A 12300-nucleotide genomic window follows, 5' to 3' on the forward strand; every position below is an offset into this window, starting at 1 on the left:
TCGTTACTCGTCGTAAGGGCGGATGGAATCGGGGACGACCCGCGCGCCCTGCTGCTGAATCAGCTGCTGCACGTTCGGGTCGTTCATGAACGCTGTTTCGGCCGCGCTCTGGCGCTCGCCTTTCTGGCGACTGGCCCGCTCGTGCAGGGTCTCGACATCGGCATTGCCGGTTTCGATGACGATGCGCGGCGTATTTCCCAACTCGGGCGCGAGAGCCTGCGCGAGGTTGGCGATGGAACGCTCGGAATTGAGGTATTCGAAGCCCGGCGCCAGCGCCAGGCGCAGCACGCCGTCGCGATGGCCGATGAAGGCGGCATTGGCGGCGAGCTGTCGCGAGGGACCGTTCAAGCCGCTGCGGGTGACCAGATCCAGCCATTGCTCGGCATCGGCGATGTGGCCGTCGTCGAGCAGGGGCGACGGGTCGGTTGCCGGTGGCGGTACTGAGGGTGCGGCAACCGATGGTATCGCCGTCACCGCCGCTGAAGGTGCAGGTGCAGGTGCCGCAACGGCTGCGGAAACTGCCACGGCAGCTTCGGGCACGCCCGCAGCGGGCAACGCCGCGTCGACCGCTGCGGGCGGCGCCATCGCCGCCTCCGGCGCTAGCGTGGGCGTCGCCGCAGCGGCGGGGGCAGCGTTGGCGCACACAGGCGCATCGTCCATCGCCCAGGGCGGCGTGTCGTCACCGCGCGCGGAAGCTGTCGACGGGTGGCTACCGGTCGATGCTTCCGCAGCGGGCAACACCACGACAGGCGCTGGTGGGGCCGCAACCGGTGCCGGTGGGGCGGCCGCAGCCACGGCCGCCTTCAGCTCGGCCGGCTGCGCCGCAATTGCGGGCGCGGGTGCGGCTGCCACCGGTGCAGCGGCTTGCATGCCAGGTCCCACAGAATGCGCACGACTGCCAGCACTGGCACCACGCCCATCGTCACTGCCGCCAGCCGGCACTGCCGCCGCTGGGCGGAAGGCCAGCATGCGCAGCACCGCCATCTCGAAACCGGCGCGCGGACTCGGCGCCAGATACAGATCGCGACGGCCATTGAGCGCCATCTGGTACCACAGCTGCACCACTTCCGGCCGCAGCTGCGCGGCATAGGCAGTCGGGTCGATGCCATCGCCGACGAATGCCACCGACGGCACCAACTGCTGCACCTGGATGCGGTGCATGGCCTCGGCCAGCGCCTCCAGCACGCCGCTCCAGTCGGGCGAGAATTCGGCCAGCGCGGCGACCACCTGCATCAGGCGCGCACCATCGCCGTCGGCCAGCGCCTGCAGCATCGCCCCGACCTGGGTGCGGTCGACCGTACCGAGCATGGTGCGCACCACGTCCTCTCGCAGCGCGCCGCCGGCATAGGCGATGGCCTGATCGAGCAGCGACAGACCGTCGCGCAGCGACCCGTCTGCCGCCTTGGACAGCTGCACGATCGCCGATGGATCGGATTCGATCTGCTCGGCGGCCAGGATCCGGGTCATCTGGCCCTGGATCTGGTCCTCGTCCAGCCGCTTGAGGTTGAACTGCAGGCAGCGCGACAGCACGGTCACCGGCAGCTTCTGCGGGTCGGTGGTGGCCAGCAGGAACTTCACGTGCTCGGGCGGCTCTTCCAGCGTCTTCAGCAGCGCATTGAACGCCGCCTTGGAAAGCATGTGCACTTCGTCGATCAGATAGACCTTGAACTTGCCGCGCGAGGGCATGTACTGCGCGTTCTCGATCACCTCGCGCACATCGTCCACGCCGGTGTTGGATGCGGCGTCGATTTCCAGCAGGTCGATATAGCGGCCGGCATCGATATCCAGGCAGGCCGGGCACTGGCCGCACGGATCGGCACTGGTGCCGGTCTCGCAGTTCAGCGATTTGGCGAAAATGCGCGCAATCGTGGTCTTGCCCACGCCGCGGGTGCCGGTGAACAGAAATGCGTGGTGCACACGCCCACTGTCGAGCGCGTTACTGAGCGCGCGGACCACGTGTTCCTGGCCTACGAGTTCGGCAAAACGCTTCGGGCGCCACTTGCGGGCGAGAACGAGATAAGACATCGGGCAACCAGCTTCCTCTGAACCGATATTGTGCCATGGCGCGTCAAGTTGATCGTTCAGCGGCCGTGGTGCCCCAGCGTCGCTACGGACCGGGGACTGCCGGGCAGCGCCGATGGCGGGCCAGACACCTGCGCTGGCACCGTCGTGCCGGACCGGCCGATCCTTTACCTTGTTAATGGCGCCCGCGGCGGCTAGAATCCCGCTCCTGCCGACGACCCGGTCGCACGGCAGGTACGGAGAGGTGTCCGAGTGGTTGAAGGAGCACGCCTGGAAAGTGTGTAAGCGTCTAAACCGCGCTTCGGGGGTTCGAATCCCCCTCTCTCCGCCAGAATACGCAAACCCCTGAGAAATCAGGGGTTTTTTGTTAGCGTAAAAACTGGCGGCAGCTGCGCAAGTCGGAACACACGACCCCCATGCGCATTCCTCATCATCTAGTTCGAGCCCCCTCCGGCCTCTGGTCCTACCGCCAGCGTGTGCCGGTCGATTTGCAGCCCATCGTGGGTCGCCAGACCTTCAAACGCACCCTGCACACCTACGACATGCGCGAGGCAAGACTGCGCGCGCTGACCCTGGCTGCCCGGTATGCTCAGGTCTTCACTGTGTTGAAGGACCGACGCATGCAAAGCCAAGACGACGACCTGGACGCGCTCCTGGCGCGCCTGACCGGCACCCAACGCCCGCAGGAGCTGACCTTGAATCGGACGCGCTCGGCGGACGGGTCGATCACCGAGCAATGGCAGATCGACACCCAAGAGGACGTCACGCTCTTCCAGCAACTGATGGCGCTCACAGCACCGCAGCCCAGCGCGCTGGGGGAGCTGATTCAACAGCACGTGCCGCCTCTCCCCACGCCGAGGCGGGTAACCAAACCCTCCCTCGAATCAATCACGCTCGGGAAGGCCCGAGACGCCTGGCTGAACAGCCTCAAGGGCAGCACCCTGCCCAAGACCTGGACCATCAAGCGGACCGCTGTCGAACTGCTGACCAGCTTCTTGGGTGAGAAGACCAAGCTGCACACGGTCACCCGCTCGGACTTGGCGCGATGGTATCAGGACATGCGGGAAAAAGGCGCCTCTACACCCACGCTCACCAACAAGCAGTCCTACATCGGCGGCAAGGGCGGGTTCTTCGAGTGGGCCCAAGCCTCCGGCCACTACCCTCGGGGCGACAACCCCGCGTCCGGGCACGTGAGCTATTCGACCCGGGAAAAGCGCGCCCGGCGCAAGTTCGGCTTCAAAGCCTACGACGCCCACCAGGTCCAGGCCCTGTTCGCGCCGGCCGCCTTCGAAGGTCTGCCCCTGGCGGCACGGTGGGCCTCCCTCATTGGTCTGTATACCGGTGCCCGCGCTTCGGAAGTCGGCCAACTGCTGACCGCTGACGTGGTGGAAGACTGCGGCATCCCCTGCATCCAGATTTCGGACGAAGGCGAACACCAGAAAGTGAAAACCGACGTGAGCTTGCGGACCGTGCCGATCCACCCCGACCTGCTCGCCCTGGGCTTCCTAACCTGGGTCGAGCGGGCGCGAACCGAGGGCCAGGAGCGCTTGTTCCCGGCGGCCAAGGCCGACGCTAAAAATGGGCAAGGCAACTGGATCTCCAAAGCCTTCAGCCGGCACCTGGTCGAGGTGGGCAAGAACTGGCCCACGGCCAAGCGCGGCTTCCACTCGCTCCGCAAGACCTTGATTCAAGAGTTGCAGGACGCGGGCGTGGTGTCCGAACTCCGGGCTCAGTTGGTCGGCCACGAGTTGGACGACGAGCACCACGTCACTTACAGCCGGGCGTTCACCGCCAAGGAGAAACTCAATGGCCTGGGGAGCGTATCGCCGGGGCTCTCGGTGTTGGCCTACGGCCTCGGTCTTCCTGCCCTCCTACCGTTGCTCAAAGAACCACCGCCGAGCAAGAAACCCTCGAAGCCAAGGAAGCAATCCACATGAGCACACCCAGACTTCCGCACGAATCCCGCGCCGCCGTGATGGCAGATTGCGACAAAGTCCAGCGACCTGCCGCTCGATGTGAAGGTCTAGAGCCGTTACGAGAAACGTTCTAATCGAGGGATTGATCAAAAATTTTAGGAGGCAATGGACTTTTGAGCTCGCAATGGAATCCTCTAAATAAAAAGCTACTCACTGGGAACTACTGACAATGACCCATCCTAGGTAAACGTCTCCCTTCGCTATCGACTGAAAATTGCGACATAGACATCACTCGTCTTTTCGCACTCGAAATCACCATGACCAAAAATCCACGAATAATGCCAACGACAAGCACATCAGCAAGATTAAACTTTCACTCGCCGATCACCGCCCTCTTCACAGCTCGGCGCACTTAGCAAAATCGTCACAAGGAGCGCATGACAGCTGGTTAAATACATCATTGACACTAATTTATTTCCTTAAGTAATTATTTAACCCATGCTGGGCAGTGAAGATTACTGCCACCGCCATTACTATAGAAAGGAATCCAAAAAATATAAAAGGAACATCAATTATTTTTTGATATTTCAAAAAAAACAGGAGTAGCGCTGTTATGAGGCAAAAACAAAATGTGCCGGCGCCGGCCAGCAGAGCCTTATCGCCTCTTACGGATTTGTATTTCATTTAGTGCACCACATTTTAGTTGCACATTGTTGTAGTCCGCCTGAAGCTTGGGCTCCCACGCCACCGTTCAAACCCACGCTCGCCCCACTATTTTTCCCAATTTCCACGGACCCCTTCAAACCGCCCCCTTCAAAAGCACCAAGCTGGAGTTGCATTGATTGGCTTTTACCAGAAGACAATTCGCCAGTTCCGCAGGAACCGCTAACTGAGCCAGCCAGCCCCCCAATGAACCCGCCGGCTACCGGGGATGCCCCGCAACCCTTCACGTAAACGCACACTGTTAGAGCCGTATCGAGAGCAACACCTGCCTCGCCGCCCCCGCCCGCAGCAAAATTACCGTAAGAAGCTGCAACGCCAAACTGAGCATTGAGCTCCCCCTTATAACCAGATGTTTGGGCTCTCCGCCAGTCCTCTCGTTGCTTTCCAGGAGGGAAAGACCACCAACCAGGCGATTCAAGCCCAAAAAGGTCACTGGCATAGAAGGGGTTTAGGCCTACATAGGCGTATGTGCTAATTCCGCCTCTCAAGCCGAGAGGATCACTCTGCCCATACCGCCCGGTAGCAGAGTCGTAGTCCCGGAAGTAATTCTGATTTAGTCCACTGGCCGCATCAAACCGCTGCCCTGGGAACCGCATATCCAACACCAACGCCGCACCATCGCCATCCGGATCCTGATTCGGCGCCGTGTTGCCGAAGGCCTCGCCCTTTAGGCTCCAGTTCCACACCGCCACGTTACGAACCGGGTCAACCACCACGCGCGGGCTGCCCAAGTGATCGGGTTCGATGTAGTGCAGCTTGTTGGCGTTAGCCAGCAGGCCGACCGGTAGATCGTCCAGCCAGATCGCCTGCTGCTTGGGCGTGCCATTGGTGTCGTAGTCGCCCAGCCAGTGGCCGGCTTCATCATAAAGCGTGTAGGTGTTGGTGGTGCCGAGGAAGCGGCGCACCTGCTCGCCTTTACCGTTGTAGCGGTAGTTCATCACCACCGCGCCTGCACGCTTGACCATGCTCATGCGGCCAGATGCGTCGTAGGGGAACTCCCGCGCCTTGCCACCGATGCTCAGCGTATTGCCTGTCTTGTCGTAGGTGCGCGCCACGCCAGCTACTGCACTCAGGCGATGATTGGTCGTTGGATAGGTGTAAGCCTGTGTCACGCTGCCAACCTTGGCGCTGAGGCGATTGCCGGTGGCGTCATAGCTATAGCCATCAATGACGGTTCCGGTGACACCGTCGGTGAGGGCTGTGAGGCGGCCGAGCGTGTCGTAGCCCAGGCCGATCTCCGGCGTTGGATTGCCGGCTGGGGTCAGTGCGGTGAGATTACCCACCTCATCGAACCCGAACCCGACATCCAGACCGCCAACCGCTTTGTCCTGAATGGCCTTGGGGCGGTAATCCAGGTCGTAAGCTCGGGTCAGCACGCGGCCGTTGCCGTAGGTCCAGCCGGCCACCGGGCCCATGGGCAGATACGTGGCACCCTTGACCAACACCTCGCGCGAGCCGCCAGGCGCGGTATAGCCCACCTCGGCGATCTGGCCCAGCTCATTGCGGACATAGTCAACCATCGCCCCGTCCGGATAAACCATGCTCGTCAAGTTCCCGCCTGCCGTGTAGGCATAACGGACCGTCAATGCCTTGCCATTGGTCGTCTGGACCTTGCGCACCAGGTCGCCGAATCGGTTGTAGCAATACTGCGTCGTGCCGCTGCCGTCCTTCATGCTGGCCAAGCGCCCGGCTGCGAATTGCTCTCCCGCCACGCAGACGGCCGGAGCCACGTCGTAGACAAAACGGGTCTCGAGCGCTGCATCGGCATAGGTCACCGACACTGGGCGGCTCAAGGCATCGTAGGTGTAGGTGGCCTGCCGGTTAGCTGCGTCCTTCCTGGACAGCACGTTGCCTGCGTCGTCGTAGGTGAAGCCGGTGCTGCCCGTGTCGGGACTCTTCAGCGCCAACAGTTCGCCCAGACCGTTGCGCTGGTAGGTCGTCTTCAAGCCTTTCGGGTCCGTCATCGCTGACAGCTGTCCCAGCGCGTCGTATTGGAAAGCACTCGTCGCCTTGATGTCGGCGGTGTCTTCAATACTCTGCTTCAAGCGATGCAAGGCATCATAGGCATAGGTGCTTGACCTACCCATGGCGTCTATCCGCTCCTTCAACGTGCCCACTGCATCGTAGGTAAAATCCGTTGGATTGCCTTGCGCATCCGCCTGCGTCTTCAGGCGACCGAGTTCGTCGTAAATACGGGACACCGTGAACAGCAAGGTGTTCTTGGCATCCGTGATGTCCTCCTTGATCCGGTGTCCCGACGTGTCCAGCGTGTAGACAAAGGAGTTGCCGTAACGATCCGATACCTTGGTCAGCCGGAATGCGCTGTCGTAGGTGAAGTTAGACACGTCGCCGCCCGGCAGCGCAACCTGCTTGACCAAGCCGGTGGGCCAATAGCTGTAGCGCGTAATGCGGTCATCCGTCTCCGAGCCGCTGTCCTGTCCCCGGACCATGCTTGCCGTCAGCCGACCTCGCGCATCGTAGCTGTAGTCGGTCACAACCCCATTCGGATCCTTCTGCGACAACACACGACCGGCGCTATCGTAACTGAGGAGCTGGGTGACCTGGCCCACTGCATTGGTGATCGTCTTCAGGTCCCCGCCCTGGGCTGCGGGATGGTAGTCGTAGGTGGTGGCGTCGCTGAGATCCGTGCGCGCCCCGTCCACACGCAGCAGCACTCCCACCAGGGGGCAGCTTCCTGCGGTTACGTCGGCCTGCTCGCAATAGGTAAAGGTCTGCTGACGCTGCTTCCCGGAAACGGCATCTTGCTCGACCTGGGTCAGTACTTGGCCACGCTCATTGCGAGTCCATCGCTTGGACACAACCAGCCCCTGCGCCCCTTTCACATTAAGCTCGGTCAGTTGGTGTGTCAGCGCATCCCTCACGCTCTCGGTGCGCACCAGCTCCGGCGTGCCGTCGCCGACCGTCACCGCCGATTGATACGCCGGCGCGTATTCGTAGGAAACCTTGCTACCCGATGCGTCCGTCACGCTTTGCAGTCGGCCATCGCTGAAGTAGGTGCTGGAAGTGCTGGCTGCGCCTTCGGTCACGTTGTTGACCGGGCTGAAGATAGTGGACCCATACTCGAAGCGCTTGACCGCGCCAGATGCCTGGGTAACTTCCGTAACGCCTTCGGCCACGTAGTTCAGGGTCACTCCATCGACCACCCCGGTATTGCCATGGAGAACGCTGCTGATCACGCGTCCATAGGTGTCGTAACCAAACGATGCATAGCGCTGCCCGCTCTCCCCGGTGATACCAGTCAAATAGTTGACCAGCTGAGGTTCCGCAAGTCCCTTCTCGTGATAGTGGTAAAGACGCTTCGCACCGTCGGGATAGGTGGCGGCAATCAAATTACCGTCAACATCGTAGTCGTAAAGAACGATTCCGCGACCCGGAATCTCCATGCCCGTGACACGCCCGTCGGTATAGACGAACGTCACGGCGCGGCCATGGCCATCAACCAATCGCGCAATGCGCGTGCCATCGTAGACCACGGTTACGTCACGGTCCGGCGAGGCTGGATTGCGCACCGCGAGCAGTTGGCCATCCTTACCGAAATCGCGGTATTCGCCAGTTTCTTCGATGACCCGGTAATACGTAGTGCTGTTGCTGATGCGGCGATACAGCCGCCCCGAATTCTGAGCACGACCGGTGCCAGCAGCAACCGTGGTGAAAACATCCCTGTTGCCCGCCTCGTCGAGATAGGCTGTGTTGGAACTGTCGAATCGGTCACTGTAACTCAGCGACCAGCCTTCTCCGACTGGAATGACACTCTTGGTCTGATTGACAGAATGATAGTAGCGATTGAACGGGCGTCCTGCGAATTCAAAGTCTTTCTCTTCGCGAGACTTGTCGCCTGTCGTCGGGTGGCAAGGGTTGTTGGTGCTGCAGCTTTGGAACTGCTTCAAGGGCGACGTGACCCAGGTGTTATCGTCGTTCTTGGGTCTACAAACAGGCTCCGTCGTGAGAGTAGCCTCTGTAAGAATTGAGTTTCGAAGGTAAGGTGTGAAGTTAGCCTCGCAAGTCAACTTTCGCTTTTTGTAGACGTTCCAGCGCTGCGACACCGACACAGGTGCCCCCGAGTTCGACTGACAATTAAATTTCGCGGTGAAATATTTGTCTGAGCTATAACTAACATCGCCACTTGGGAGCAGACCCAGCCCCGTCGTGTTGTAATCCGACGTTTGAGTATTGGACAGAAGTGAACAAGATTTCCCGACCTTGGTCGTTAGGATGTCCAACGACTTGGCGATGAGTGCGCCTTCATCCGTGCACCAGCTTGATCCAAACTCTGGGGACGCTGTGCACCCGGGGTTTCCGACCCCGTAGATACCCAAATTGACCCCATAGGATGGGTTAGAGACCGAGGTAGCTTTTAGCGACGGCACACGGAAGTAGGTCCAGACCTCTCCCGCTCCCCGATTCAAAAAACCTCTTGAGTAGGCCTTCAAATACTGCCCGATGCCTTGGTAGTCCTTGGAGTTGCGAATGGCATCGGCGGCTTTCTCCATCGTGTCGTAGCAGCCGATGCCCGCTGCACAGAACGTCGCCTTAGGCGGGGTTTGGGCCTGCGCAGGGTTAGCGAATTGCAACGCATAGGCCCCAAAAACAACCGGCGCCAAGAGCGCCGCGTAACGCGCGCTCATTGACAGAACTGAGGAAGCAGAGAAACGCGCCACGGCCCGGATTGACACGGCAACACTCCTTGTCAGCTGCATTTGCAGCATCAGTTAGGAATCCATTCCCACCCACCCACGCTGGCAGCGGTGGTGATGACAACCAAGCCCATGAAATGGACGGCTAGGCGTTAACGATATCGGATTAGCGATGCGGCGACAAGCAAGGCGCTTCCAAGCAGAAAGTATCGTCTTAAATCATGATGGCATCGTCAGCGGCAGTGGTTTAGGGCACCCGAATACAATGAAATCAGATCGTTACAAAAAGCCTGTTCGGCAGGTTTGCTTTCGGTGTTGACATGATCAGAGCTCCGCGCTTTGCCCTCTTTGTAGCGCCCGCTTGCCACGGATGCTTTGCTGACGCCATTGTCTGTCTGCATAAAACTTGGATCTCGCCGGCATGAGCAACCCGAACAGCCCGCATGAAGCACGTGTCGCGGTATTGGTCGACTGCGACAACGTGCCGACCGACATCGTCGAGCACGCGTTGCTCATGGTGGCGCAGTTCGGCCGGGTCGTGCTGCGCCGTGGGTATGGCAACCACAACACCCTCGCCAACAAGTGGCAGGAAGTCCTGGTCCGCCAAGCGTTCACCCCTTGCCTTCAATATCAATACGCCTCCGGGAAGAACACGGCCGACATCGCTTTGGCGCTCGACGCCTTGGAGGCGTTGTTCGATCACCGAGCCGACACCTTTTGCCTAGTGACGAGCGACTCGGATTTTTCTTACCTTTGCCGCAAGCTCCGGGAGCGTGGAGCGACGGTCTTCATCGTGGGCGAGCCCAAGACCCGGGATGCCTTGCGCAACGCCTGCGACCAGTTCTTCGAATGGGACCGGACGGCCAAGGAGGTGGTCGCACCCGAAGTCCAGGGCAATGAACTGCCTGTCCTGAAATCGGAAGCGACAAAAGAAGAAGCCCCTCGCGTAGAAGCTAAGCCACTGCCGAAACGGCGTCCCCGGTTCTTGGTCGAAGCCGTGACCCTGCTGACCGGGGACACCTCCGAAGGCAAGGTCGGATTGGGAGCACTGGGCCAATACCTTAAACGAACCGACCCGTCCTTCTCACCGAACCTCTATGCCACTCCGGCCTGCTCAACATGGTGAAAACCTATGATCTGCTGACCACGCAGCGGGAGGAGACCGGCGGTTGGTCGGTCAGCATTTCGCACAAGCCAGAGCTGCCCGACACAGCAGGATGACGCGACTTGGCTTGGGTAGCACTGGGTGCAGAGATCAGACAGAGCTCCACAGGTGGAGGCCCGATATCACTTAATTGGCATACGTTAAATCGAATTTCGTCGCGTATTCAAATTTGTGAAGCGAGACCCGAAGCGAGCTCTTGCGCAGCTGAGAATTGTTGGTTGGATAAGGACTTCCCCCACACGCAGGAGCCTTCATGACCACCAACCCACAACAGCTCGAAATCGCTGGCCAACTGCTCGCCGGGCTGATGAGCCAGACCCTTTCGGACGAACCGCTGATGCGCCAACGCAATGTCTGCAACGCCTGGGCCTCTGCTGGCGAGCTGATCGTTTACAGCCAGAAGAAGCCGCCAGGCGGAGGTAACGCCGCCCAATCCTTGGCGCATGCCCCTCCGCATCCCTTCCAACCGGTGCGCACGCGGGAAGCCGTCATCGTTCGGGAGCTTCCGTCAGTGGAGGAATGGCGAGCGGGCCGGAAGAAGAAAGACGTGCAGTTGGATCCAGTGCGCAGCAAGAAGCGCCCGACCCTGCACTGAGCCAGAGAGCGCGATAACGATTGAGCCCCGCACTGCGGGGTTCTTTGGTTTCAGTGGAAGCGCGGCGGCTTGGGAACATGGGCAGGCTCAGGAGGAGCGGAAATGGCAGGACTTGGGCGCTGCTCATCCGGTTTGGCCGCCATGTCGAGCTGGAGGGGATAGCGCTGGAGCATGTCCGGCTCCAAGCCTCCAGATGCGCCGCGCTGGCCGAGGCCTCTTTCTCACAGAGGGCTTGTTCCTCCGGGGTCACTCTGGTCCTTGCATCTGCAAGCTCTGCGGTCCGGCTTTCCAGGGTGCTGAGTCGGCGACCACGACGCTGTTTCCATTCTCCCTGCATCCACGACGGACCGGGCTCGGGGTTGTTCGCCAGGAAGTCGTGCCACGCGTTCTCGGCCATGTGGTGCAGCTTCTCCGCTCGGCGCACCGCCAGTAGCCGCCGGGCGAACTTCATGGCCGCTGCCTTAAAGCGCCGCAGCCGACGCAGCAGCTCGTTGAGGTCCGGACGCAGCCGGGCCTCGTCGGCGAAGGCAGTCACGCGTTCCCTGATCCACTGCATCAAGGCCAGGGTTGGCCGTCATGGGGTCCTCTGCTCGCTAAGGTTTTAAGAGCGCCACCTACGGAATACTGACAAAAGCAATTCGTCGCCGCTCTTGCCTATCTGACCTTGAGCGACATGTAGGTCCTCCTGTAGCCCAAGCATTGCTACCTCACCTCACTGCTACAGACTTTGAGCCAGACCTCATCACCATTCTAGGCTAGCGGCGAGCATGCCAGACCCGCTACAATGGCAGACCACAAAGCAGGACACCTTCCTGGTTTGCGTGGCTGTAGGCGAGTCAGGAAGTTGGATCGGGATCAGTACCTCCCCCTCTCTCCGCCAGTTTCATGATCCTGCAATGCGATTGCATGGATTCAGGGTCACGCCAGTGACCCACGTCTTATGGTGGCCCCGTCGGTCCCTCGCGACGCTAGATCGAAAATCCCGCCAGGGCCGGAAGGCAGCAACGGTATCGATTGATGCGGGCGCCGAGGTCAACCGGCGGGGGCACCACCCTCACCCGCAGACTGATGGCGTATCGACAGATGCCGCGCGCACTCGGTGCGCAACGCAGGCGGTGCGCAACCGCCAATCAGACGTGGCGCTTTGCGCCACGCTCAAAGCTGACCGGTCATTGCAAAGGCTGCGCACGGCCTGAACAGGCGCGCAGCGTCAGGCCTTCTTCA

At 60.7% G+C, this 12300-nt stretch carries 5 protein-coding genes, 1 tRNA gene, 1 other RNA gene and 2 pseudogenes; 5 read left to right on the forward strand and 4 right to left on the reverse strand.

The genetic code is table 11. The features are described from left to right. Window positions 1-3: 3 nt before the first annotated feature. On the reverse strand, window positions 4-2025 hold the full coding sequence (gene dnaX, locus XarjCFBP7645_RS16375) for a DNA polymerase III subunit gamma/tau (protein WP_104538360.1): 2022 nt from the start codon (window positions 2023-2025) through the stop codon (window positions 4-6). A 235-nt stretch (window positions 2026-2260) separates the two neighbouring features. Between dnaX and XarjCFBP7645_RS16380 the strand changes: the two genes are divergently transcribed. Next, window positions 2261-2353, forward strand: a tRNA-Ser gene (locus tag XarjCFBP7645_RS16380). A gap of 85 nt (window positions 2354-2438) precedes the next feature. Continuing rightward, a complete protein-coding gene (locus XarjCFBP7645_RS21750) occupies window positions 2439-3959 on the forward strand; it encodes a site-specific integrase (protein WP_104538361.1) in 1521 nt (506 codons plus the stop codon). A gap of 450 nt (window positions 3960-4409) precedes the next feature. Here XarjCFBP7645_RS21750 and XarjCFBP7645_RS21460 read toward each other — a convergent pair whose 3' ends face one another. Together XarjCFBP7645_RS21460 and XarjCFBP7645_RS16390 are read right to left on the reverse strand one after the other, a co-directional pair. Continuing rightward, on the reverse strand, window positions 4410-4622 hold the full coding sequence (locus XarjCFBP7645_RS21460; RefSeq protein ID WP_146096359.1) for a hypothetical protein: 213 nt from the start codon (window positions 4620-4622) through the stop codon (window positions 4410-4412). Beyond that, a complete protein-coding gene (locus XarjCFBP7645_RS16390) occupies window positions 4619-9388 on the reverse strand; it encodes an RHS repeat-associated core domain-containing protein (RefSeq protein ID WP_258079575.1) in 4770 nt (1589 codons plus the stop codon). The genes XarjCFBP7645_RS21460 and XarjCFBP7645_RS16390 overlap by 4 nt, the downstream gene beginning before the upstream one ends. 349 nt (window positions 9389-9737) lie before the next feature. Between XarjCFBP7645_RS16390 and XarjCFBP7645_RS16395 the strand changes: the two are divergent. Together XarjCFBP7645_RS16395 and XarjCFBP7645_RS16400 are read left to right on the forward strand one after the other, a co-directional pair. Then, a pseudogene (locus tag XarjCFBP7645_RS16395) lies at window positions 9738-10537 on the forward strand (NYN domain-containing protein). A 197-nt stretch (window positions 10538-10734) separates the two neighbouring features. After that, entirely contained in the window at window positions 10735-11076 is a 342-nt protein-coding gene (locus tag XarjCFBP7645_RS16400; protein ID WP_104538362.1) for a hypothetical protein, read from the forward strand. Window positions 11077-11126: 50 nt separating this feature from the next. Here the strand turns inward: XarjCFBP7645_RS16400 and XarjCFBP7645_RS16405 are convergent. Next, window positions 11127-11644, reverse strand: a pseudogene (locus XarjCFBP7645_RS16405) (plasmid mobilization protein); the annotation flags it as partial. Between the two features lie 381 nt (window positions 11645-12025). Between XarjCFBP7645_RS16405 and ffs the strand changes: the two are divergent. Continuing rightward, an RNA gene (gene ffs, locus XarjCFBP7645_RS16410) (signal recognition particle sRNA small type) lies at window positions 12026-12122 on the forward strand. Window positions 12123-12300: the final 178 nt, after the last annotated feature.

The organism is Xanthomonas arboricola, assembly GCF_002940665.1.
Lineage (GTDB): Bacteria > Pseudomonadota > Gammaproteobacteria > Xanthomonadales > Xanthomonadaceae > Xanthomonas > Xanthomonas arboricola_B.